General features: G+C 55.6%; 6 protein-coding genes. All 6 read right to left on the reverse strand.

The window, feature by feature from the left end; translation table 11 throughout:
- Window positions 1–551: 551 nt before the first annotated feature.
- Window positions 552–1,415 (reverse strand): AbiTii domain-containing protein, encoded by an 864-nt coding sequence (locus CA51_RS12940; protein WP_145121203.1) that lies wholly within the window; start codon window positions 1,413–1,415, stop codon window positions 552–554.
- Between the two features lie 308 nt (window positions 1,416–1,723).
- A complete protein-coding gene (locus CA51_RS12945) occupies window positions 1,724–2,524 on the reverse strand; it encodes a GIY-YIG nuclease family protein (protein WP_145121205.1) in 801 nt (266 codons plus the stop codon).
- A gap of 115 nt (window positions 2,525–2,639) precedes the next feature.
- A complete protein-coding gene (locus CA51_RS12950) occupies window positions 2,640–2,993 on the reverse strand; it encodes a hypothetical protein (RefSeq protein ID WP_145121207.1) in 354 nt (117 codons plus the stop codon).
- A 1,007-nt stretch (window positions 2,994–4,000) separates the two neighbouring features.
- Window positions 4,001–23,428: a dockerin type I domain-containing protein gene (locus tag CA51_RS12955; protein ID WP_145121209.1), complete on the reverse strand. Its 19,428-nt coding sequence runs from the start codon at window positions 23,426–23,428 to the stop codon at window positions 4,001–4,003.
- A gap of 385 nt (window positions 23,429–23,813) precedes the next feature.
- Window positions 23,814–24,932, reverse strand: a complete 1,119-nt coding sequence (locus tag CA51_RS12960; RefSeq protein WP_145121211.1) for an Lpg1974 family pore-forming outer membrane protein — start codon at window positions 24,930–24,932, stop codon at window positions 23,814–23,816.
- 942 nt (window positions 24,933–25,874) lie between these two features.
- A complete protein-coding gene (locus tag CA51_RS12965; protein ID WP_145121213.1) occupies window positions 25,875–26,600 on the reverse strand; it encodes a YebC/PmpR family DNA-binding transcriptional regulator in 726 nt (241 codons plus the stop codon).
- Window positions 26,601–26,643: the final 43 nt, after the last annotated feature.

A 26,643-nucleotide genomic window follows, 5' to 3' on the forward strand; every position in this document is an offset into this window, starting at 1 on the left:
GCGCTTGCAACCTGCTCTCAACCTGTTGCTGAGCCTTTAGCAGGCAGTTTGTTCACACCTGTCGAATCGACGGGGGCGAACTCGCCGCTCATCGCTTCACTGGCGGCCATTCTAACCCGCTCGGGGGGGCGGTGTCAACATTTGGCGTTCGCCGTTCAGGGCAAATCAGGTGATTCAAAGAGGAACGGCAGAGGCAAAGGTGACGCAACGCCTAGGCGAGGAATTAACGTGGTGCCTCGCTTACGCGTCGGGTTACCAATGATGGCCAAAGTAGACCAGTGTTTTGCCTTGCTCCTAGGACTTCGCGACCGAAGGGGGACGACCAATTCAAGACGCAGAGAACGCAGAGCTGGTACGCAACAGGGCTCTGCGTTCTCCACGCCTCTGCGTTAAAGAAATCGGCGCAACAATTGGTGAACAATAGTAGCAGTCAAAGCGAATGATGAAGGACGAAAAAGCTCAAAGCTGTCAACCACAGTGCTTAACTGGGGGGCAAAGAGTCCTGACAACTTGATTCGGCCTGCTTTATGCTGCGCGACGGCCCTTGGTGATCAAAAGTCGTAGTAAAGCTGCAACGCCGTCGCGAGAAGTTCGCCTGCGGCACCTATCCCAATTTGCCAACTACCGTCGGCTGCCTTCATTGTCATCTTCCCAACCCACTTGCTTACCTCTGGGCCGAGATTCCTATCACGTGCGCCATCTTTGGTTATTGCGTCTTCAAGCTCTGCGATCTCAGCGTCTCCAACACCTTTCTCTTTCAGGGTGCGCGTCAGACTGGTGATGTCGCCGATCTGCATTTTCAGGTTCAGGGTGCTGGACTTTACGTCACCAAGCACGCCCTGAAAATTCGTGATCGTGATAGATGAATGGGCCTTCTCTTTCTCTTGCTTTGAGAATGTCATGTTTTCCCCTAAAATGCCTTGTGATTCGAGTTCGAGTGACCAATTGAGCACTTTCGTTCGGATCGCGTCAAGTATTTGCGAAACGTGATTCTTTCCAATGACGACGATAGGCTCAAGAGGCATCGGCAACTCTTGTATTTGCATCAGGTACGTCTTCATCTCATGTGGAATGCTTGCGACGACCTCGGTCCCGTTGCTTTCACTTATCAGAGCATACAAATCCGAGACGCCGGAAGAACAAGGTGACGTCGTAATCAGTAGGTCCATATCAGCGTCACCGATATGAAAAGGAATCGCCCCACGGTAAGGGTGCCTCGCGCGGAGTGTGCCGCGAATTTTTCGGTACGCTGGAACAATAGTGTTGGGATAGCCGTTCAACTCATTGTCAATCCAAGATGCGAATTCCGGAAGTCCAAGTTTCTTTGCAACAATCAATGCCTTGCGCAGCAGCTCGGGTAGCGATGTCGCATCTTCGCTGGCGAGTCTCTGAAGTTCTAAAACTAAACTTTGCATTTTCCGTTTTGCTTAGTCGAAAGGGTGTTCATTAATTGGATATGCAGAATGGCGGTAACCGCAGCGAAGTCAATGAACACTGCGTCAACGTTCTGCCACGCGCAAGCCGATATGTCGGTGAGCGTTAGTCGTCGAACAGCAATCGAGTGACGGGTTCCTTCCGTCGGCTAGCGCTACGCATCAGCGGGGACGGGCGAAAGACTTACAAATATACCAGATTGCCTACCACCCGTCCTCCGTTGCATGCGATGGTTATTCGACCGCACGAACCGCGGAATAGCCGGTTGCGGAGTCACGTGAGCGGAAAACTAGTCCGAGGTTGCGTCTCGGTACAGGTCATCTCGCGATTCACAAGAGGTGATCCACTGAACATCTTGGTGTGTGAGTGAAAACCATTCGCCACGTAATCTTACGTCCTTGTATTTGCGATGTAGATGCTTCTCGTCTTCGTTCGTGCCCTCCATCTTCCACTTAAGTGAAACTTCCGGTTCCTGGGATTGCAATGTACGTTCCCGGTATCTTGGCGACTTTGATCGTCCAATTTTGTAGTATCCATTCAGTTCGTTTTTCATTAGATAGACGAACATTTGGGGTTCGCTGGATTCCACGACTTGGCATGGAGGATTTGTTTCAGCGGTTGTTGTCCCTGGGTGTTTCGGAACGGGGGGGCCATGGGCGAACTGCGTCTTTTTCTCGCTTGCTGTTTCTTCGGCTGCCCCCACTGCGACGAGGAAAAGCAAAATTACGCCACCGATAAACAGGAACGGGTGCCTAAATGGGAACGCAATGACCCAACCTACCGCTGCAACAGTAAGCTTCACGCCGAAATAGAGTAGGCAACAGACCGCCGCGATTGCAAGCGTTACCATTAGAGTCCGAAAAGAAAATGACCAAACAGATGCTACAACACTCGGTGGTCCAAACAGAGTTGCGATCGTGACGGCAGCAAGCACAATGGGAATGATCGCGGTCACCGCGATGTTAGTTGAAAGCGTCCAGCAAAGTGCCGCGGACCAGACCAGTACAGCGAAAGGCGCAACCATTTTCAGGATGCCGCGCAGTTCGTCCCATCCCGTGTTGTCGTTGATGGCTGTCGCAGGGTCGTGCATATTAGATCAAGCGTCAAGTCGAATAACGGCAGTGATCACCGAGTCGCCGGAGTGATCATTGCTTCAAAAAACGCGCCGTCGGCGACTTCGGTGCATCACATTGTTATGCCACGATCTATTCGAGTTGAAGCATCGCGCCACTCTCACGCACGATCTCTACACGCATGCCGTGAAATCCTTCGGATTCAAGAACGGTGATTCCATCGCGAAAAATCCGCCCAGACAGTTCACCAAGATCGTTGTATCCGCATTTAGCAAGATCATACGCCATCAACACTGGTAACTTTAGAACAGTCGGTGGGGTTCCGTGTTGACCAAAGTATTCGGCTTCTGCATCAATAATTAGATGGAGTGTTTCAGTACCAGTTGGCATTTGGTTGGGATTCCTATGTTTGGTACGACGGGCAATTTTCGCACAGGTCGAATCGATGGTAATGGCAATCAGTATTTGGCGGACATACTGTGCCAAGCAGTTTTGTTGCGTCGGATGCCATCTGTATGCGAGTGGGCGCATCGGTTTTGAGGCAACACATCGCAACCGGTTCAGACCACAGGTTCGGAGTCAATTGTTGAGGTGGCGTGACGTCGAGGTGGTTACAATCTCGCATAACGTGTCCTTAGTGGCATAACGGTACGGATCACCGAGCGGCGGGAGTTCGGTCACCATTTGAAAAAGCTCTCCACCGCCGCTTCGTGTGCATCCGATGGTTCCCCACTCGCCTGGATCAGCGTTTACACGGGATCCATGCATCATCGGTGAGCTTCAGCTAACAGAGGAACCACCATAGCACTGGCTCCAACAGACCAAAACAAGTTTAGAACGCCGTGAACCAGTAAAAACAAAAAGTTTCTTGCACCTACCATAGCTACCTCCTTCTCTTCAAATGGAACGTTCAACAGTAACGAAAGAAGATCTCGGCCGAAGCCGACGACAGAAAGAACAATGGAGCCAGCAACCATAATGGGAATTGAACCCAAATCTGAAAGCTCTGTTAGCTGAAAATCACCTCATGAGCATGGACGTTTCGGATGCCTCGATTATTCAAAGTTGACTGCGACCTGAAAACGGACTCAGGCAATGTGGGGAACTATGTTGTTCACCTGCACGTCGGGGTGGGAATATAGGATTATCGCCTGTTATTGCCGGTCGTGGCTGAGAATTAGTGCGACGTTTGCAACCTGCTCTCGACCTGTTGCTGAGCCTTGGCAGGCAATTTGTTCTCACCGGTCGAGTTAACGGGGGCGAACTTGCTGCTTCTCCGGCGGCCAATCTTACCCGTTGTGGGGGCGGTGTCAACATTTGGCGTTCAAAGCCTTTGCTTTGCAACGGGTGCCAGGAGTTAACTGACAAATTGCGACGCGTTGACGATTGTGTCTCGCAATTCAGTGGTATCACGGTGGTGTTGCTCGACGTGGACTTTCTACGGGGCGCGGTCGCAGGTTTCATGTGCCGCGCGTTGCAGCGTTTAAGGTCGCCTAGTTGTTAAACTCACCCAACGCCGTGTCGATCAGCTCATGCCACTCTTCCTGCGATGTCGGCTCGTCGTCGGTTAATGCAGCGTCCACCGCATCGACGGGGATCGAATCCGAGTATCGGTTTGCTGTGGGGGCGGGGTACTGCGTTGCTTTGTCGACGCGCAAAAAACTGGCCGACGATTGTTGATCGATCAGCTCAGCCTCTTCAAACGCCTCACCCTCGCTGTTCTCAGAAACGGGGGGCGTGATGGACTCGTCTGTGCTGCTGTGCAGTTGTTCCGCGTTCAGGATGTTCAGCACTCGCAGGGCATCGATTGGCGTTAAGCGTTGATCGCCGTTGACGTCGAGCAGCCCTTCGGATTCGGTGCGTTGCGCTGGAAGCGACTGGAATGTGCGAGAGCGTAGGCCGTCGAGTATCAAGTCGGCATCGACCGCGGTAACCACCCCGTCTTGATTGACGTCGGTTTGATTGATCGCGTTTTGCCAGATGCTTCTGTCGGAATGGGCTCGCAGGGCAAACGTTGTACTCGAATATTTGACGGGCGTCCCACGATCGATCGCCGTGACGATAATCGACCACGAGCCGTCGCTGGGGATGTGAGTCGCATCGAATGACAAAGCGTCTGGGTTGAACGAAAGCCAGCTTGGCAGTGGCGATCCATCGGTCAACCGCGCGTCGTAGATCAACGAATCGTCCGAATCGTGGTCGACAAATGGGTCGTCGGCAATATCGAAAGTGAACCGCTGGCCCACGGTTGCGACAAAGCTTGGCAGTTTGTCGACCAATTCGGGAGCCGCGTTGTTGTCGGAGACGACAAGCGGTGCGCCCGCGAGATTCAGGCGGGCAAGATTCGATGCCGTTGGCGTTGCCGCCACCTCGAAGGCTTGGAACAGGTATTCCTTTCCAATGGCTGACAACGGGATCGGTACGGTCCCCGTTGCGTTGCCGTTGGCATCGGTCGTTGCGACGATCGCAACCGAAGGATCGGCAATGCTCAGAATGACTCCGAATTCCGAAAGCAGGCTGAGCCCCGGTTCAAATCCCCAAGCGAACATGATCGAGCTGTTCGGGGTGAGTCCGGATGCTTCAAACCAAGCGCCTTCGGCAAGGATTGCGCCAAAGACGATGTCGGGATCGTTGTCGATCGCAAGCGGGTTGCCCTGTCGCGCGGCGTCTTCTGCCACGTTCTTCAACAGCGGACTGAAAACTTTGCCCACGGTTCCAAAGACCAATTGTTTGAGTCGTTGCAGCGGAGCCTGTTTGGGCAGATCGTCGCCCCGCGATCGGGCGTCGTTAACGCCAGTGCCACCGTCGATCGTGTCGACGCCCCCATCACCACCGTAGACGAGATCGTCCCCCTCTTCGCCGTAAAGAGTGTCGTCGCGGTGCTGCCCATACAGCGAGTCGTTACCCAGGCCACCGTAAATCAGATCGTTGCTGATTTCGGACATTCCGCCATCACGGCGGTATTGCGTCGCGAGTTCAAAGTTTTCACGCCACAGATACTCAAACTCCACCGCTCCAGGATCGGGATAATCGTAGAGCAAGTCGGGCGTCTCGGATAAATGGACGGTGAGGATCGCAAGGCTATCGCCCAAGATCACGTCGTCGCCCGCGTCGCCATGCATGACGTCGTTGCCCGCCAGTATCTTCACTTCCTGCGAAGTGCCACCGCGGTGGGCAAATTCTGGATGCGAGTAGCGTGCGTGCAGATCGTCGAAGTCGAATTCGTGATGTCGTTCGATCAGGAAGTCATGCACGTCATTCAGAAGATCCGACAGGTTGTTGTCCAGTTGGTCGGATTCGGCGGGCGTCGAAGGGTTCTGCAAAACAACGGGGTTAATCAGTATCCCGAAGTCGCCAATCAAGGTGTCGTCGCCCAGATTGCCGCGGATCGTATCGTCGCCGATTTGCAATTCGTAGCGATAATCAGCGATGATGTTGGCCAGTGCCGATTCCACAATCGTCCGTGAATCACGATTGTGATCGGTCTCGATATGCGATGTCAGCCCGCTGTGCACTAACGTCTGTTGTGCGGTCAGAGCATCGCGAGCCGCTTGCCACACCGAGGCATCGATCGGTGAATCGAGCTCGACTTGATCGAGCCGCTGACCATTGACCGCTGGCGTTAGGATCGTCCCCCGGTCGCCGATCACCAGGTCATCGCCCAGCTGACCGTCGATGGTATCGTTGCCGATCAGCAAATCATGATGACCATGATCTGCGCCGCTACTGATATTCGCTGCGAGCAGTTGATTGAGGACTTGATAATGCGCTTCGAACAGCACGTTCTCGAGGTCGATTGCCGCATGCTGCAGATCGCGTAGAGATTGATGCTTGTCCAGAGCGGCGTCGACGAAGTCCGATTCCGCAACGGGCAAACCAGTGATAAACGAAGCGACGATCTGGCCATCGTCACCAATGATTTGGTCCGCTCCGTTGCCGCCAACGATATTGTCTCTGCCGATTTCAATCGTTTTTGTGTCGGCGATTAGATTGATATCGTGTTGAACGTGGTCGAAGTCGATCGCCAGCGTGCTGAGTGTGTGCTTGACCGCGGCCAAAGCGTCTTGCGCGTCGCTGGCTGCGGCATCGATCTCCGATAGCCCCGTCTTCAGTGGCGAGAAAACGCTACCGTTGTCGCCAACCAACAGATCATCGCCATCGCCACCATCGATCGTGTCGTTCCCCGGAAGCACCGACTCGTGCCCCACAACATCGGGAACGATTGCCAACATGGGGCTGATCGAGGTGCCGTCGGCCAATGTTAATGGCCCCGCACCGACTTGATTCAGCACGGCGTCGGTTACGTCGGGGAGAGTATTAGCCGAGCTGAAATCGATATCGAAGGCCGAATTCATATCCATGACTTCGGGATACAAAGTCGCTGGAGTCATGAAGGCCCAGCCGCACGAATCGGCTGTCGTCAGCGTATGCTGCGGAGCCGTCAGTCCCGATAAACGGATGCCATTAAAGACATGAGGCAGATCGGTTTGCATCGGCGACAGGTTCGATAGGCCGTCACCAAAGACCGAATCGTTGCCCGCGTCACCGCTGAGGTTGTCGTTGCCGCGTTGGCCGATCAAGACATCATCGCCGTCGTCGCCAAAAATCGTGTCGTGGCCGGCTGGTTCGAACTCCAACAGCAGCAGCGATGTCCGCCAAGCCTCGTTGTCTGGCTGCAGCGCTCGCGATCCGTCGGCTTCGTAATTGCCAGCCAATACGACCATATCCGCCTGCAAAATCTTCGCCGCCAAGTCGGGAGCGAGAGACCGCAGTGGTGTCGTGTCCAGATCGATCGTTCCGACCAACGTCGCGGTCTCTTCCAGATAGACTTCACGATGCGGAGTGCCATCGGGATTCAGTCGTGCGGTGCCATCGCCGTTGAGGGTGCGATGGATGTATCCAACGTCACCCAACACGATATCGGGCCCCGATCCGCCGCGGAGGATGTCATCCCCCAGATCGCCCATGATTTCGTCGTCATCGGCTCCGCCATCAATCTCGTCATTGCCGCGTTGGCCGTGAAGAATGTCACGTCCGGCGTCCCCAAAGATAATATCGTTGCCAGAAATCAGATCGATATCGTCGAAGCGTTGCACTTGGCGAATCGCGTCGGCATGCGGCGCGGGATAACGCTCCCACATTGTTGGCGACACGGTAATCTCGTTTCGCAGGATCAATCCGTTGTCGCCAAGCACCACGTCGGAATCGTTGCCGCCATGGATCGTGTCATTGCCATCCTTGCCGCCAAGGACATTGTGACCGCCGGTGATGTCGTCGTCACCATCATCACCAAACAGGATGTCGTCGCCTTGCTGGCCCAGAATAAAGTCATCGCCGGCGTCGCCATGAATGGTGTCGTTGCCACCGCCATCCAAATCGCCGGTGAAGATCGACAGCACAGGTTGGTTAGCCGCCTGCGGAACGATGTCGATCGCGGTGCAATACGATGCCGGATCGTGATTGATGACAAGCGTGTTGTCCAAACGGCCATGATCCCCGAGCAAGATGTCGTGATCATCGCCACCAAAGATCGTGTCTCCACCGGTGCCGCCCAGCACGATGTCTTCGCCGCCGCCGCTGAAGATATGGTCGTCATCGCCCATGGTCGGGTCGATCGATTCAAACAGCGTTAGCGAACTGGTAGCACCCGCGACCGCAAAAGTCGCCCTACCGTGATCGCCCAAAATCAGGTCGTTACCGGTGTCAGTCCCAAGAAGAGCCAACGTCGTTCGATCGATGTTGATGTAGTCGCTGCCAGCACCACCGAAGACGATGTCGTCGCCATCGCCCGAGTCGATGTTGTCGCCGGCCCCTTCGGACGAATCGCTGGTTGTGATGTCGACAAGGATGCCCGCCGCATCAAAATTGGCGATTCCGTTATCGCCGATGATGATGTCTCGCAAGCTGCCGCCACGGATGTCGTCCGCACCGTTACCGCCAATCAGAATGTTCGACGCATTGCCGGCTCTGATGGTGTCATCGCCACCGATTGCGGGCGTTGCGGTCGAAACACTTGAAACGATGCCGGTGACCGCGTCGAAGATTGCTACTCCTTCGTCGCCGACGACAATGTCTGCTTCGTTGTCGCTACCGGCCAACAATTCGTCGCCACCTGCGCCACCGAAGATGATCTTTTCACCAGCCCCGGCGGTGATGAAGTCTTGGTCACCGTGGTTGGCAGAATTGGTTTCAATCCGGACAAGGATCGATTCTCCGCTGGCGATATCGAATTCGGCCACGCCGTTATCGCCGACGATCAAATCGTTCCCCGATTCGGGAGCGAGCGGATTGGCATCGCGTCTGAAGTTGACGTAGTCGGTCCCCGTGCCGGCAAAAATGATGTCGTTGTTGTCGCCGCCGGAGATCCGATCGCTGCCGCCGATTGCCGGCGATTTCGTGCGAACCCGAGCGATCAGGCTCTGGAATCCTGCCGCACCAACAGCGGGGACCGAAGTGCGGTCGATCGCACCGGTATCGCCCAAGATGACGTCGTCGCCGTCTTGGCCGTCGATATCGTCGTTGCCGGCACCGCCTAGGATCTGATCGCCACCGAGACCGCCGATGATCGTATCGTTGCCTCCTTCGCCGTCGTTAACCGTCAGAATCAAGTTCGCTTCGCGGCGAACGCCATCGGTTTGATCTTCGGGAAAGGTCGAAATGCGGTAAGCGCTGGTCGCGTCGAGCGTCTCGGTGAAGTTCGGCGAAATGGTTAGCGACTTGTCCGTATTGGCTGTGATCAACCGCGGCGATTGCAGGAATCCGGTTCCGTTGTTGATGTCGACAAAAAGACCGACCAGTCCCATGTCGAAGCCATCGGCCTCGGGGAAGTCGGCTTGCGAGTCACGCAAATTTTGCGAGATGTTAAAGTCACCGTCGACCAGGCCAGTGATCGGTGTCGGCGCGGTCCCCAACCTGGTGACGATGGAATGATTCCCGTAGGCGTCCTCTTCGCTGAAGAAGTCGACGCGGCCTTGATCGCCAAACAGAATGTCGTCGCCACTGCCGCCGGTAATCGTATCGTCGCCAAGTCCACCGAACACAACAACGCCTAACGTCGAACCGCTGGCGTCGGCGATATCGTCTCCGTCTTCCGCGTTGATCGCCAACGAGCCATCGCCGAGCTTCTTTATCGTGTAAGTGTCCGACGAATCGGGCAATGTGTCCCAAACTCCATCGATCGTCAGCGTGTCGCCGTTGTTGCCAAGAATCGTCCGGACCTGCTCCGTACCGGTTCCCGGATTGATAAGCAACTTGTAGCCGACCAAGCTGTTCGTCGTCCCAAACGATCCGCTGGTGTCTCGCAGCGTCGCGAAGGATGTTTGTGTTGGGTTCGTGGAAGACGAAACCGTTCCCGATGTGACAGTTTGATCGACTGCATCGACATCGACCGAGATCGTATCTCCCCGAACACCGTTCCAAACGATATCGTTTCCTGTATTCAGAAAAGTCCAGGTTTGGAAAGACGAGTCTTCAGCGTTGGTCACATCCTCGCGGCGAGTATGGGTACCCAGGACTTGGAAATTATTGTTGCCGCTGCCCAGATCGATTTGCAGAACTTCCAGATTGCCATAGGTGATACCCCCGGCGCGCAAGCGGTTTCCGATTGTGACATCCGGCCCCATGTTCAGGCCCCACAATCGATTGGCGGTTAAGAAACCATCGCTGTCCGCAGGGCTGTCTTCGTCGTGGATGAACATAAAGTCGACAAGTTCGGTTTCGTCGACGAAGAAATTAAGACTCTCGGACGTGATCGCGTAACTGAGGATTCGATCGTCATCGCTGACATCAAATGCTTCGTTAATCGTCACTGTCACCGCATTATTCACGCGGGTCGCAGCCGTGATCAACCGGAACTGGCCAACCGCCGGATCGTTAGGATCACCCGTTGTGACGCCGGTAATCTCGATCGTTTTGCCCACCAATTCACCGATGTCGCTGAGATCGGATTCTAACCCTAACTGTGTTTTTTGAGCGGCGTCGAGCGTGAACTGAACAGTGGTTCCAGAGACGGAATCGACATTGCCCGTGCTCTCTTTGACGTTCGTCTCATTGGGCAAAGTCACCGGAGGACTAATACCGACAAGCGAGCCAGCGCCGCCGGCTCCATCGACGACCACAGGTCCAAGGATCTGGCTGAGCGTATTGGGGCCATCGGCAAAGACCTTCGTGTCACCGCCATCGACGACCGCATCGTCCACGGCACGCACGCCGATTCGTACCGGCGTATCCCAATTGGATTGGGTAAACGTGACGTAGATGTTGCCGTTGCCGTCGCTGACCATTCGCGGGCCACCAATCAAATCAATGTCGAACAGTTCGACTTGAATATCATCGGTGCGAATGCCGCCAGTTCGCGTGGTCTTGGTGATCTCTGGCGTTACAAGAATCTGCACGCTGCCACCGCCCACGCCATTGTCTGGCATGGCGGTTAAGACCAATTCGTAAACGTCTTCAAAAGGAGAATCGCCGGTGTAGTAGGAGGCTGGGATTTCGTTCGGCTTGGTGGGGACGTCGACTTTTGTGACTTCGATGACGTCGGTTGAACCGCCCGTTTCGCGAACCAAGACAGTCGGCGCATCGACGTCGTTGATCTTTGTCACAATCGGATTCGTGAACGCTCCGGCAAAACCTGGATCCGTATAGGTGTACGAAATCGACAATCCGCTTCCCACCACCGACGTGAATTCGCCGTTGGCACGGAATACGATCTTGTTGCTTACGACTTCGTAAACAGGAGCTCCCGACGAGCCAGCCTTGGGAGCATTGATCGGGTCGTACACCGATAGGGTTTGGCTGTTGTACGTTACATTCGAAATGGCAATCGGCTGTTGGCTGAGCCCAACAAATTCGACCGGTGAATGGCTGGGAATAGAGAACTCGTCGGTCTTTGACAGCGTTCTGTCGGCGTCACTAGCGCTGCTGATACCGCCGCCCGCAAGATCGCTGATGACGAATTCGATCTGGCTGGTGTGGAATCCTTCGCGCAGTCCATCTGCCTTGGCGACAACGCGTACATCTTGGAACTCGCTCCAATCGGCTCCAAACGTAAGTTCATTGTTAAGAATTGGTGTGCCGTCGAGGTTTTGAAGCTCAAGCTGCGTCCCTTCATAGACGAGCTTGACATTGACGATGCCAACGGGTTCTCGGGTCAGCCGCACTCGCACGACATCTTGTTCGCCCAAGTGGTCGCCATCGCCACCTTCGATCACAGCGGTGACGGTGTCTGAATCGGCGACGTCACCGTTCTGATAGCCACGCGTTTCATCTACGATCAAACCGGCTTTGTCGTTGTCTTTGATCTCGACCGAAACACTGGCAGTGGGAAGCCCGTCGTAGCGAGTAATTCGGTAAAGGGTTTCGCCGGCGACGGGATTCGTTCGCCAAGGACCATTGAGAATCAACGTATTGTCGTCAACGGTGCCAAGGATCAATCGTTCTTGTCCCGCTCCAGGGCCGCCGATGATTTGCAGCACCGCACCACGCAGCCCTTCCGCTCCGTTGCTGGTCAGTCGGAAGTTCGTGTCGATGTCACTAAACGTCGTTCGATTATCGAGCGTCGGTGGGAAGTTCTTATCGGCGGGCAATGCTGTCGGAGATTCATCGATCGCTGTGACACGCCCGAAGATCGCATCGTCGATGCGGATTTGGTAGCTGCTGTCCGCATCGGGCACATCGCTCAGCGACCAACCTCGATCGAGCGTCAGCGTGAGATTTGCATCACCAACGGTCCCCGCAACCCCCGTGACAAACCGACTTTGCCCGATCCCAAGGCCATCGATGATGGTGATCTGGCGTCCAAGCAAATCGTCGGGATGGCTCAATGCCGGATTTCCGGCGATCGGGTTTGTGATGGTGAAGGTTGGATTCGAGGCGTCGATCGCTGGATTGCCACTCAGCAGCGTCCCATCCAAATCGATCGAGAAGCTACTTGTGGTCGTGGGCACGCCGGTGCCAGCGAGCCAAGCGCGGTCGACTGTCAGCTTCATTTGGCCGTCGACAAGCGTGGCGTCGATGATTCGCCGAGTCTGAATCCGACCGTCGTCGAGGGTCACCGTAACATCTTCGCCCAGGAATTCGAAGAACCGCCGGTCGGTATCGATGGTGATCGTCGGGCTCCCCACAAGACTGACCGGGTTGCCCTCCAGGGTGGCCACAGCGGACGTCACCAAGTGATTGATGACTGCAGAACGAACGCCTTCGAATGCAGCATCGTCGTAGGCGAAGCTGCCGTCGTACGGAACTGCCTGCTTGATTTCGGGGCGAGTGAACAATTGGCCTGTATCGGTTTGGACCTCGGAGTCGGCGAGGATCTCAACACGCTGTGGGATGTACCAATTGTCGGCTGTAAATCGCAACGTTACCGCCGATCCGTCCGCCTTTTCGTCGGACCCAGCGGGGCCGCGCAACCGGAACGCCAACGCGCCCAGTTCACGCTGGTCGGGCGTTAGCAAGGGAGCCAATGCTTTTACAAAGACATCAAAACCAGGCAGTGGCGCTCGGGACAAAACGACATCGTAGAAGTCCAGAAAGCTGGAAGTCGAATCTTCGGTGATGATCGTCGACCCGCCACTCTCTCGAATCACAACAAACGGTTCGTCGTTGTCCGCCACGTTTGCCGAAACGCCGTAAATGTTCAGATCTTCGTAGCGCACGTCGTCCGAATAGGTGACGTCGTTGGTGGTGATCCCGCTGTGTCCCTTCAGATCGTTGCTAACAACGGGGGGCGTATCGCCGGACATATTAAATGTGTCTTCACCAAGTCCGCCAAACAGTTCGGTCAGGAAGGTTTCGCCGGTACTTTCAACGAAGAAGCGATCGTTGCCTTCGGCGCCGTCGACGCGAAGCGATTCGATATTTGTAAAGTTGATCGTTAATCCGCCACCGAAGACTCCCCCATCGGTCACAACAAAATCGTCGCCAAATTCCGTGCCGATGACGATCAACGTATCAAAGCCATCGCCGCCGTTGATGTTTACCGGAGCGTTCACGGCATACTGAACCAAGTCGGCTCCCGCCCCGCCGCTGATGTCGGAGCGTTCACGCTGTGGTTCTTGTGATCCAACCAAAGCGAACGCGCGGACTTCAAAGTTGTCATCACCTTCATCGCCGTTCAGAGACAAGACCGCACGATTGTGGAAGACGACAAATCGGTCGCTGCCCAGACCGCCGTTGACAGTCATTGGCTTGCTGATCCCGTTGGACAGGAATCCGCGGGTTGTTTCGATGGTGGCAAAGACGTCGCCGACCGAAACGTTTGCATCCTGTTCACTGCGTTCGGATCGAAACAACTGACCGATTTGGAAAGTATCACTTCCCGCTTCGCCGTTGATCGTGATTTCCGCCGCCGTGTCGTCGACCGCAAAATGGTCATGCCCCAGGCTGCCGTTGATCACGATTCTTTCAACGCCCAAGTAGTTGATCCGTTCGACCGATGGGTCGTAATCCAAATCGGTGATGTCGTGATCGGGATCGTTTAACATCGCGACAAAGGCGTTCGATCCATCGGCACTCGCACGCAGCAGAAAGTGGTCGTCGTACAGCGTACCAAACGCGACGAACACATCGGTATCGGACGCCGGGCCACTTTCCAGGACTTGGATCAGCGAATTCGCTTTGCCCCCTTGGAAGTTGACATGGAAGGTATCGTCGCCGGCTTCCCCGTTGAGGATATCATTCCCTTCGCGGGACTGGAGCAGATCGTCACCGTCGCCCCCAAACATCCGATCACTGGCACCACCACCGTCCAACAGGTCGTTGCCAACTCCGCCAACCAGTCGATCGTTGTGCTGTTGCCCGAAAATTTGATCGGGGCCCGAACCGCCGTCGATCGTGTCGTTGCCAAGGCCGCCGTAGATCCTATCGCCATGCATCTCCACGTCGATTGCCGCCGTGGATCCGTCACCGTAGATGATGTCTGCGTCGCGACCGCCTTCGATGGTGTCGCTGCCGTCGCCACCGTAAATAATGTCTCGGCCAAGACCGCCCAGGATAATGTCATCTCCCCAACCGCCCTTGATCGTGTCATTTCCTGTGCCGCCGTCGATCGCGTCGTTGTCATCTCCGCCATCGATGTCGTCGTCGTCGCGCCAGCCACGGATAATGTCGCGGCCGATTCCGCCAGAGATCGTGTCGTTTCCATCGCCGCCGAAGATGGTGTCGTCGCCATCGCCGCCGCGAATGATATCGTCGACGGGGCCTCCCTTCAGATAGTCGTCCCCCTCGTTGCCATACAGGATCGTTCTGCCACCACCGGCGATCAGGATGTCATTCCCCAAACCACCGCTAAGCGAGGTCGGCAGCAAGACTTCCTGGCTGACAATCACGATGTCATCACCAGCCCCCGCGACGCCCGAGATCGATGCAACGTTGCGGAAGATTTTGTGATAGTTTTGACCGGAGACGACAATATCTTGACGGTCTGTGTCGTGGTTGTATTCGCCATACGCACCGACATACAGCACGTTATCTGTGGGCAAGAAGCCGAGCGTTAACAGAGAAGCACCATCGAGGCTGCCAAGATTCGGCTCGATGAACGTTGGAATGTCGACAGGGAGGGTACGTCCTACGGTGATGATATTGATTCGTAGATCGACGATCGTCACAAACACTTTCAGTTTCGTGAAGAGATCCCAACGCACCTCGAAGCGGAATCCCTCGTCGTAGGCGTCGGCCGCCACGTGTCCCGCATCGGTTCCAAATCCCGTCAGCGTATCGAACTCGCTCGCCCGTACGCGATACAGGCTGTCCGAGTTATCGGGGTCGTGGAGATTCCAGTCCCAGCCGACCAGAAAAGTCAGCTCGGTCCCGAGTTTGAAGTTGAGTCCAAACTTCGAGTATCCAATGTAGACTCCACCGCCGATCCCTCCCAGAACACGTGCCTGTGGCTCATCATTCAGTAGTGAATTGGCATTGCTCGTGCTCGCAGCCCCCAGCCCGGTGCTGTAGCTGAAGTTGCCAAAGTTGGTTCGCTCGTCACCGCTTCGATCATCGTTGACAAGCAAACTCGGGGTCGGTGCAATTCCCTCGCTGTCATCGAAGTAGAACCCCTCCACCAAATCGTGCGGATTGCCAGTCTTGCCGAACAACCCGAGACCTGTTGCATCCCAACCGATTGCAAAATCGGCCCGCGCTTCGAAGTTGATCGAGATGAAAGGCGTCGGCGCGATTTCTGTCAGCGGAATCGCATCGCACGTAAACCCGAGTCCTGGAACCTCGCAGAAGAACTTTTCTTTGCTCAGGGGAAAGTCTTGATACAAGGCGACAAACAGCTCGGGCGTGCCGTAGTTCATCAACATGCTGTCGTGCTCGGCCAACTGCACCTCGACCAGATTGTAACCGTCCAGGAGAAAGTCTAAGTTCCCAAACACATCGGGAATCAGGACTCGTTCTTCGGGAAGGATATCGCCGGTTGCCTTCACCTCGGCCCCATAGAACGTTGTATCTCCTAACAAGACGCCAAAAGCATTCCGTTCATCTTTGAGCATTGGAAAATCGATCGGATCGATCTTTGTCGTAAGCGCCAAACCGGCACCCGAGAGAACGCCATCGATCGCGTTGCGGCCCGGCAGCATTTGCGTCACGATAAACGAATTCGCCGCAGCGCCAGCCAAACTCGCTTGCTGCGGATCGCGAGCCAATGCCATGATTTGGCCGAAGATCGAACCTTTTGTACCATCGGGGTTGGCCGCCGTAATCGACACCCCGTTTCGCGAATCGATCGTCTCGTCAACCACGCCACCGGTCTTGGTGATGGTGAGGTAGGCGGCGGTTACGGCCGTGACGGTTGCGGTTCCATCATTCTCGTCGGTCCCTTTCACTTCAATCGTTTGCCCGACCTCGAAACCGTCGGTTATCCAGGTTGCGAAATTCCCAGAAAATGTCCCGAACTCCACCGTCGGGGCTGTCGTGAGACCGGCTGCATCGCCCCATTCAACCGTCAGGTGTGTCGCCGTGGCCTCGATAATTCGGAATGCCTGTCCGTCGTAAGCACTGGGGGTACCGCCAGGAAGTAACTGAGCATCAAACGTCAGATACATTTGCTCCTGGAACCCGTCAGCCAACCAACTCCCGCTCGCGCGAACAATCTGTCCCTCGCTCCAATTGCTTGGCAAAAAGAGCACTTCCAGCTCCGTCTTCGCACCGTTGCTGGCACGGCCGATGCGGCTGGTACCTGCTTCAAACGTCAAGGTCGAGGCGCCAGTTAAGGCAAGTGGTTTATCGTCGAAGTTGCCGAAAAGTCTTGTGGGCGTATCATCCCAGCCTCGCCGCGCGTAATATTCTTCGAGCGACTCGTTCGCCGGTGCGACGACGTTCGCCGCATCGGTAACGGGCGCTATCGGCCTGGTCTGCGCACTGTCGCGCGCCTTCTCGAAGTCGACTGTGAAACCGCCGACGTCGATCCAAGCACTGCCGATCAATTGGTCGATCGGCAGGACAGCGACATCGTCCCACGGATTGGAATTAAAAATGTCGGAGAAGAACTCGATCAGCGCATCGCGTTCGAAAGGCGTTCCGCCATGAACGAGCTGTTTGATTGCGACCGACGCCCCTAGATAATCACCAACCTCTGCCTCGCCGCCAAACGTTCCCGCTGCGGAAATGTAGTTGGAACGACCAAACAACAGCGATAGGATCGGGAACGCTTCGCTTTCGAGGAAGTTGGTGATCGGTTCAAAGGCTTCGAAAGCAACGTCCAGCCGTTGCAAGCCCGGCCCAACAAAATCCCGCATGAAGCTGACGAATTCGAACTGCACATCGTCAAAATGGATCTCGCCTTCGGTGCGGCTGTTTTCGGTCAAGAGGGAATTGTCAATGTAGAAATTCCAATTCGAGATCGTTAGCTCCGATCGATAGGGAGCGAAGGCAGATCCCGGTGCCAGCGCCGTCTCGATGTTCAACTTGATGTCGCGGAGGTCAAGCGGATCGTTGGGATCGGTCGATATCGTCATCAGGTTCGACAACGGTGCGGCCGCGAATCCACCTGGAGGTGCCTTTTGCCTGGTGTTGATCCCTCGCAAATCGTTGACCGACAATCGCTCCTTTCCGCCGATGACATTCGGATCCAGAAGATCAAACTGGAAAGTCCCCGTCAGTTCCGATTCGCCCGGCGTTGCATCCCAGACACGATAGGGCAGAATACCCATCGTGGCATCGAAGCCGTGAAAATAGCCGATCGGATCGGCTTCGCTGCTCTGATTGCCCGAGCTTGTCGGTGCGCCGGAACTTGCGTAATTCAACGTGCCGATACTGGCGAAGACGTTGGCGACATTGCTCTCCGGCACTACCGTCTGTTCGACCTGGATTGTCTTGCCATCGGCTGCCAGCGCCGCGATCGTGTAGATGGTATTGTTGTTCGCCGTGCCACTGAACTGCACGTGGTCGCCAATTCGAAAACCGTCGTCGAACCAAGTTCCCGTATCTCGTGAGATCGTGCGTGGCGAGGTGAACGTCAGGTTCGATCCTCCCGTCATCGAAACCTTGGAAACGGTGACACGGAAGTTCTCCAGCGAACCTTGCGACCGAATCTCTGCCGCATCCAGTTGATTCGCAAACAGCGTCAGTGTGGTTCCTGCGGTGTCGATCGACTTGATGACATATTCGCCTTCGTTAAACACCTGCGAATCATCATCCGAATCGGCGACCTTGATGATCTGTCCGACTTTGAAGCCATCGAGAGTCCAACTGCCGCGATCACGAAAGAGTGTCGGCTCCGGATTCAAAACCGTCGCGCTGGTAAACGTCAACTGCGGATCCCCAGCCATCGAAACGATAGACGATGGCAACGAGACGTCGAGACTGACATCGAGATCCTTGGCGAGATCGACGTCGATGTAGACGCCGTCCGCGGTGCTAATGCCTACTTTCAGCGGCAGATGGAAACCGATCATCACCTGGGTCAACGCGTCGATATCGAGCCCAAGTCCAGGGAGCAGTAGGTCCAAGGCAACCGGGAAATCGAGCAATTCGGGCGGCATCATCAAGTCGAGGTCATACTCAACGCCAACGACCAGTTCACGACCGCCGCTGGGAGTTGTCTTCTCGAACGTGGTCTGAACATCCTCGATATTGATCGCGCTATCCGCATCGTCGCCGTCTTGCAGCCACCCCAAGCCGCCGGGCCCCAGTGCATCAAAGAGTGATTGGCGAATCGAATCGGGCGTCAGCACATCGGACAGCAGGCTTAAGTTGTCCGTGACTGTATCGCGAATCTGCAAAAGGAAGTCGGATGCTTCGGCCAGTTGCGTGCCGACCATTGGGATTTCCAAGCCAAACAGCGAAGTGTCCAACGATTCGTCAAGCTTGGTGAACAGTTCAAAGAACCCTAACTTGAACCCGTTCATCGAATCGGACAGCGAGAAGTTTTGGGAGAGCGAATCAAAGGTCGGCCAATTCCCAGCACCTCCCACAAGATTCGTCGTCACGCTGCTAGTCGATGAGGCCGAAGGAGCATTCAAATCTCCAATCCGGACATTGATGGCAGGCAAAATTGCGGTTGGTGCGGAAGCTGGAATGACCGAGTTGGGAAACTCCAGGGTGAATTGGGCGTCGGCCTCTCCAGCAATGGAGACCGACGTCCTCGAAGGCAGCGCAGCCGCCTTGGCGTGCGCCGTCGTCCCCAGAATCGCGTCGCTTTGCAGTCCCACGCTATACGCGGCACCCGCTGTTGCGACTCCAAAACCATCTGTATCGAGGACAAAACTGCCGCTGGCGACATCGACCTGCATGCTGCCGAACAACACAGGGAAGCTCAGGTTCTCGTTCTTCGCGGAGATGTTGAACGATGCGCCGGTTCCCGAGTTAGGCGCTGAGTCGCCGTACAGGAAGGGGGCGGGAACCGAAGCGTTGCTAAGGTCGATGCCGACATCCAACTTGATCCTGCCATCGGCCGTCACGTCCAACGGGGTGGCGGATGTGACATCAACGATCGATCCAACGGTTGAAAGCCCCAACGTGGAAAGATCGGTTCCCAGGTCGGAGATATTCAAATTCAACGGATACGGAGCGTTCAGAATCGCATCGAGATCCAATCGCAGCGCCAACTTAAGATCCTGTGCCGTCGCGTCAAAACTCATCGCGGCTGTCAACGGGATCACGTCGTCGAGCAATGTATCCAACTGACTGGCAAGCTCTTGCAGCGTCTGCGGGTCCGCCTCGGCAAGTTTATCGATTTGCAGTTGGAAATTCGTGCCAAAGTCGAACAATTCTCCGATGCTTATCGGCAGACCTGGCAGATTCTCTGCGAGCTCGGATTGCGATTGCAGTTCCAGGAGATAGTCGCGGGCATTTCGGAGTGCCGACATCAGGTCGTCGATCGACAGTTCCTGAACAGCTTCCAGAAGCGTCTTCGTATCGTTCGCCGTGGCATTCTGGAACGTTGGATCTGCGGAAACGACGCTGATTTGATTCGAACCGGCCTGAGTGTCGGTCGTAAGATCGATCGTCGACTGGATTTCCGCAGCACCGGCGCCAACAGAGTTTGTGATCACAACGCTAGGATCTGGAACAACATCGAGATCCAGCTGCGCCTGTCCGGCCACGACCGCGCCGCGACCAGCGATCAAAGAATTCGGATCCGATAGCAGTTGCTTGATCGAACTGAGCGACGCTGGCAATGGCAGCGGAGTCCCGTTTGGACCAGGCTCAGGATCTCGCGGATCGATGGTGATGGCGGCGGTGAAAGGAGTCAGCGTCGTGACGGTGCCTCCTTGGAAGGCTACGCCAAGTGCTCCCCACTGTGCCGTCCCCGTCGCAGCGGCGGCATTCACGCTCAAGCTGGTAGAAACATGCGGCACCGATCCCGCATTCTCAGCAAGGTAGAAGTGCTTGACGGGTGTGTCGCCATGAAGCGGGTCGCCGCTGATGGTTTTGGCAGGCGCCGTCATTACAATCACACGTTCATCGGCGACCGGATCGTCATTGAGATCCGCATCCAACATCTCGGCTGGTCTCGCAAATAGATCGCCCGCCGCCACGCCGCTGACTTGGAAGCTGCTGCGCGTGCCGGCTGCCGCACGATCGATCAGATAAATCGCGCCGGAGTCGGCGAGGATCACTTCGAATTTCGCGGGATCGCCCGACGCGGTAGCCTTCAGCGAAGTCGGAATTGCGGCACGGATCCGGGCGACGATCTCCTGTCCTGTCGATGCACCATCGAGATTCACGTTGAAGCTGCCCGTGCCCCCACCCAACGTGATCGTGAGATCTGGTGATGCATTCCCGGTCAGCGAAACAGGCATACCGCCAGCGACGTTGATGCCGGTCGTGGTACGAAACGGCACTTGAGCTCCCGTACCTGAAAGCCCTAAATCGGTCACCGCCGACGAACCGTTTAGCGCAGCGAGGCTGAAGGTTGTCGGGATTCGAAAGTGCGTGCCAACCGATACGGCATCATCCCAAGGACCGTTCAGCGTCAAAACGGTGTTGCTGTTGCCAATGATCTGTCGACTGTCGACAACATTGCCACCTGGCCCATCGAGCAGTTCAACCGTTCGGCCAACCAAAGCTCCGGCAATAAAGCCCGATCCGGTCAGCGTATTGTTATCGGCTGGATCGGGATCACTTGCCGAATCAACAATGATCTCGGCGGCGACGGTGCCGAGAATCGACGAGCCTGAAGTCGTTCGATCTTTCAAGACAAGACCATCGGTCTCGACCTGAACATCCAAATCCCAATCGCCCGCCACGCCAACGGTTCTGGGAGTGCTGACGCCAGCGGTTTCGGCGGCGTCGAAGATCTTCGCAACCAATGATGCTACGGTCGCGGTGTTCGGATCGAAATCGAGATCCACGGTGAACGAGGTACCGCTGCTCAACTGCACTTGCATGTCCGCCGCGGCGACCGCATAGGCGCTTGTCGCATCGGGGACCACGCCCCAAGGACTGTCGACGGTGATGGTGTCTAACGAGTTAGCGACGATGGTTCGCGATTGTCCGGCACCGGTCCCGGAAGTGATTTCGATGACGCGGCCCACCAATGCGTTGGTGCCACCAAATTCCGCATCGACATCGAACAGAGTGACAGTCGACTCATCGACCGCCGTCTCTGCAGAATCAATAACTGGACCAGACGACGTCCCGGAAATCGTTCCGACCGTGTTAACGCCTTCGCCACCATTAAGGCTGGTCACCAGCGCCGCTGCGTCAAGCGGAGTACCAACGGTCGTCAGGTCCATCTCAAACGGAAAGCTCATCGCAACCGCAGGGCTGGCGATGTTCAGCTTGTCGGGACTTTGAATCCCCGTGAAGGACCCAAAGTTCGAAACCATCAGATCGTATTGGGAATCGGGCAGCGTCTCGCTGATACCCAACAAAAAGTTGAGAGACTGATTACTGTAAGCTACACCGCTGATAACCGGCGCCGTGAGTGTAGCCAACTGTTGGATCGTCGAGAAATTTGCTCCCACCTCGGGAATCAACGGTAATTTGTCAACGATTTGTTGATCGTACAGATCCGCCAAGTCGAAGACGTCCGAGAACAATGCACCGGTGTAGGGGACCGGCACCGCCAATGCTGACGGCCCAAAAACCTGCAGCAGCGAGTGAAAGTCATCGACAAGCAGCGTTCGCAACGTTCCGGCGTCGGTGTTGTAGAACGGGTCGATATCGACGAAGTTCGTTTTCGTGATGCTTGGCTCGATTGTCGAATCGTAAGCGCGCGCATTCACGTACTGCAGCGATCCACTTCCAACCCCGGTGATCCCCGCCAAGGGTGTCACATCCAAAGCGATCGTCAGATCGTCCGACGCGATGCCGGTCGTTTGGCTTAGCGTCGTCACGTCAACCGACGGTAGATTATCCGTATCGACGGTAATCTGCATATCCAGATCCAGCGGGCCCGCAGCGTTAACGCCTAGAAAACCAGCTCGCGCATCGAAGTCCAAGTCTTCCTCGACCGTCGCGGTGACAGTCATGTCGCTCGTATTAAAGTCCCCGACAAAGTTGCCGGCTGCATCGACGCCAATTTGGAACTGCCATTGAACCCGCGTCGTCAAATCCCCAAACAATTTGGTGTCATCGGGCAGCGTTAGCAGCGATTGCAATTCGCCGGCGAAAATATTCAGCTCGACGGGACTAACTCGGCTAACATCCAGAGTGACATCCAAATTCATTCCGCCGCCGGCCAGCAGCGTTCCTGTCACCGCAACATCACCCGTCAGTGGGCCGGTGTTGTCGGTGACATCCAGCGATTTCACCAGCGAATGGAGCTTTGTGTCGCTGGGCTGGCTATTGATCTTATCGACGACATAGACATCCAGAATGTCAGCCAGGTCGAGGAAACCGCCGATCGTCTGGCCTGACGCACTATCGAGAAACGGCACGTCCTGTCCGAGCGGCCCCGTCTCGCTCAATTCATTGACCGCGTCGACCAAGTCATTCAGCCCGGCGTTGAGCCTGGTCTTGCCGATCGGAGGCGTAAACGCGTCTCCACTGCCGCTGTCAACGATCGACACGCTGCTGGATGCGGAATCCAGCTGATATTCGTCATTCCCCGAGGCACCCTTCAGCATTGCCGAACCGTTCCATCCGGAAAGCTCAAAACGGTTGGTCCCGTTGCTGCCGGTGAGTTCTGCGTTCTCGACGCTATTGAACGTGAAAGTAGTTGATCCCGCGATCAACTGGTTTGCGGAAAGTTGGAAGTCGTCGTTCCCCGAGACCTCGGCAACGAGAGTATCGTTGCCAGCACCGGCGCTGAACGTCAACGCACCCCCTGCAGGCAACGCGTCGAGTGACGAATCGAGATGCAGAGTGTCATCTCCGTTGCCTAGATTGACGGAAATCTCCGACGCACTGGAAACCGTCATCGATTGAACCCCGGCGGACGCGCTCAGATCGTTAGTCCAGGCGGCCCCGTCGGTGCTGTATTCAAGCTTCCCCGCATCGATCCGCAGGTAAACCTCGTCTGCCGCGGTTGTGCCAACCAAGTTCACTTGGTTCGGGCTTATCAAATCGGGTGTGACGGCCAGCAACAAACGGTTCTCGAGACACTCAAAGTTTGCCCGTCTCCGATAAAGCTTGTCGACAAATTTTCCCTTGCGACGGGAACGTTTTGGTGATCGACAGGGCTTACTCTTCATATTGCTACAGCCTGGTGGTTCCGCAGTTACGATGGCGTTTCGAACAATTCGCAAGTGGCCGCTCGCAGTGCTCGATACTCAGGCTGATCTTATACCGGCTGTGGCCTCTGTGGTCAATTTCGATAGGGAAAACGGCCCATTTTGAGTAAACAGCTTGCGGCTTCCTGCGATCCGTCAAGCTTTACGTGCTAGGGTGCCCTAGGCACTCGCTGCATGATGCGACCGGCGGCGTCTAGAACTGAAACGCCATCCTGGCAAACAGACCGTCGAGCAACAGGTTCGTCGATTTGGGGGAATAAGCGCCTTCGTGAGCGCTGTCGACGAACATCGATCGGTCGGACAAGTCAAACCAATTTGTTAGTTCATATCCGCACGCGAGTTCGATGTAATCGGAGCGCCAAGAGAGCCCCACGGCAGCTTCGATCGCAGGTAACGCTTGCTCATAACGATCGGTGACATCGACAATCGTGTCGGCACCTTCTCGATTGGTCTCCAGCAGACGATTCTCAAACTTTCCGTAGGCAAGCGTTCCGGCACCGCGAGCAAACAGGCTCAGCCCATGCGACATCTGCCATTGCCCCAACGCCCCCAAACGAACGCCGAAGCCATCCATCTGCCCATTGTTGAACACCTGTCCATCGGAGAAGTCGTCGCCGTCGTAATCAATCCGCAGATTTTGGTCGATCGACGCCCAACGCAAGCCTCCCAAGAATTGAATTGCCGCCACGCGATTGATCAGAAACCAGCGTCGCAGCTCGAGATCGAAGACGTCGTAATCGAGGTTAGCCGATGCGCTCGCCCTGCGTGCCTCTTCGTTCTCGTTGGGATGACTGCGAGTCGCCCACATATTTCCCGCAGTTGGTGATTCAGCAGAACTCGTGGCATCGATGTCCAAGTAGGTGTATCGAAATCCGATTTCCCATCCGGTTGCGGTCGTGTAATGCAGTCCCGCACGAATCCCCGAATCGCTTCCATACTCGACATTGTGGACATCGCCAGCACCTACTGCACGCGTGCTATCGTCGGTTGTTATCGCGTAATCTAGCCCGCGACGGCGAACGGTCCAGTTCAAATAATCAACGCTCGCATTCCAACCGGGCCGCGTCAATGAACTGCTTGGGACACGAGGGCGTTTCGGTTGGTAGCGAACCGAACTTTCAGATTCCTTCGCCGCCAAACGCTGGCTCAGGCTTTCGACCATCTGGTCCAGCTGCTCCATCCGTTGCAGATGCTGCTGCCAAAGTCCGCCGTCTTCGGCACCAAGAATGCCTGTCTCGATCGGCTGCCCTGAATCGGCGTTGCAGAAGCTAACAGAAACCAACCCTAGACAAATGCTTGCCCAAACCTTCATCTCGAACCTCCGTGCCCCGTCAACTATCTAGCGCGTTGCTCTCGTAGCTGCCATCCGCAGGGAACTGAGGCAATCAAGACATCTGTGTTTGATTCACGCGCGAAAAATGAACCGCTCAATCAATCGTTTCCGATCGATAGAGCGTCGTTACCGCGCTAGCTCCCTTTCGAATCGGGCTTTGACTGGCAAGAACCGATCGACATTCTGCTATCGCGATATTCCTCGTATCGCGTGATTGGAACGTTGGCGTGTACCTAAATTGGGTGAATCGCACCGTAACCGTAGTCTCACCGACCAATTGAGTAACCAATCCGTTGCAACCAGACGCATTAGATTCGGTCCAACCCGTATAGATGAGCGTGCTGTTCTACACGCTATCGAGTATCGATGGGCACACCTAGCACACACCAATACCGAGCGAGTTTGTAGGCGGATCTGTGAAGAGAGCACTTGATCCGGTGGTTGGATGATTATCACCGGAACAGGTCGACCGATTACTTTCTGAAGCAAAAGGTCTACAAAGAAGAGTGGAAGTAGACGAGTGAAAGAGTAACGGAATCTCTACTTTTTCAGGCGACCTAACGTCAGCGGCGATACTCCCGACCGTGCTTAAAGCCCGGCGGCTCGCATTAAGAGACGTAGAAGCGAGAGGAAATAGGCTGCGTTAAAAGCTTCAAACCACGTTGGTGAATATGTCACTAAAAGTTCGCGCCAGGCGTACGCAACTTAGGCTAATCCGAAACCGGTGATATAGAAATCCCGTGGGTAACATCGCAGACATTGAACGAGCAATGTACCGTCTGCTGCGCGAACCTGTATTTACAATCTGAGCTATCAGGCGGCACGCTCTAGCTTCCGCTTGCCTTGGACAATGTTCCGCTATGGCGTGCCGGCCATTTGGCTCAAGCACCAATTCATAACAGCTCTGATCAAACACGTGATCTACTCTTTCGGCAAGATCGCGTTGTGGTAGACGTCTTGTACGTCGTCGCAATCGTTCAACATGTTGATGAACTTTTCGAACATCGGCAGGTCGGCGGGGCTGATGTCGGTGTTGGTTTGAGCGACGAAAGTGATCTCGTCGACATCGAACTCCAACTCCGGCTTCGCTTCGAGCATCGCCTGCTTGGCGTTATTGAACTCGGTCGCGGGAGCAAACACCGTGATCTGCCCTTCTTCGCATTCGACGTCGACGACATCGACGTCCGCACCCAACAGGATCTCCAACACCTGGTCGGCGCTATCCCCTGGAAACCGCAGCACGGCCAAATGGTCGAAAGAGTGGGCGACCGAGCCGGGAGCACCCAGCTTGGAGCTGGTTTTGGTAAAGCAATTACGAACGTCGGTGATCGTGCGGTTGTTGTTATCGGTCAAGCAATCGACGATGACCGCGCATCCGCCGGGACCATAACCTTCGTAGCGTGCCAGCGAAAAGTCCTCGCCGCCGCCACCGGACGCTTTTTCGAGCGCCTTCTCGATCACATGGGCCGGCACCTGCTCGCGTTTCGCTTTGTCGATCAGACTGCGCAATGAGGGATTTGCCGTTGGATCGGCGCCGCTGTTTTTCGCAAGAACGTACAACTGCTTGCCGTATTTTGAATACAGCTTGGACTTTTGTCCCGCTGTTTTGGCCATCGACACTTTGCGAACTTCAAAGCTTCTTCCCATGTGCTTGGATCTCTCTTCACCGATTGCTTGATTGAATAGCGAT

The sequence above is a fragment of the Rosistilla oblonga genome, assembly GCF_007751715.1.
GTDB lineage: Bacteria > Planctomycetota > Planctomycetia > Pirellulales > Pirellulaceae > Rosistilla > Rosistilla oblonga.

Coding starts and splice junctions, on each gene's coding strand:
- CA51_RS12945 (WP_145121205.1), bottom strand. CDS start 2,524: ATGCACGACCCTGCGACAGCCATCAACGACAACACGGGATGGGACGAA.
- CA51_RS12960 (WP_145121211.1), bottom strand. CDS start 24,932: ATGAAGGTTTGGGCAAGCATTTGTCTAGGGTTGGTTTCTGTTAGCTTC.
- CA51_RS12940 (WP_145121203.1), bottom strand. CDS start 1,415: ATGCAAAGTTTAGTTTTAGAACTTCAGAGACTCGCCAGCGAAGATGCG.
- CA51_RS12965 (WP_145121213.1), bottom strand. CDS start 26,600: ATGGGAAGAAGCTTTGAAGTTCGCAAAGTGTCGATGGCCAAAACAGCG.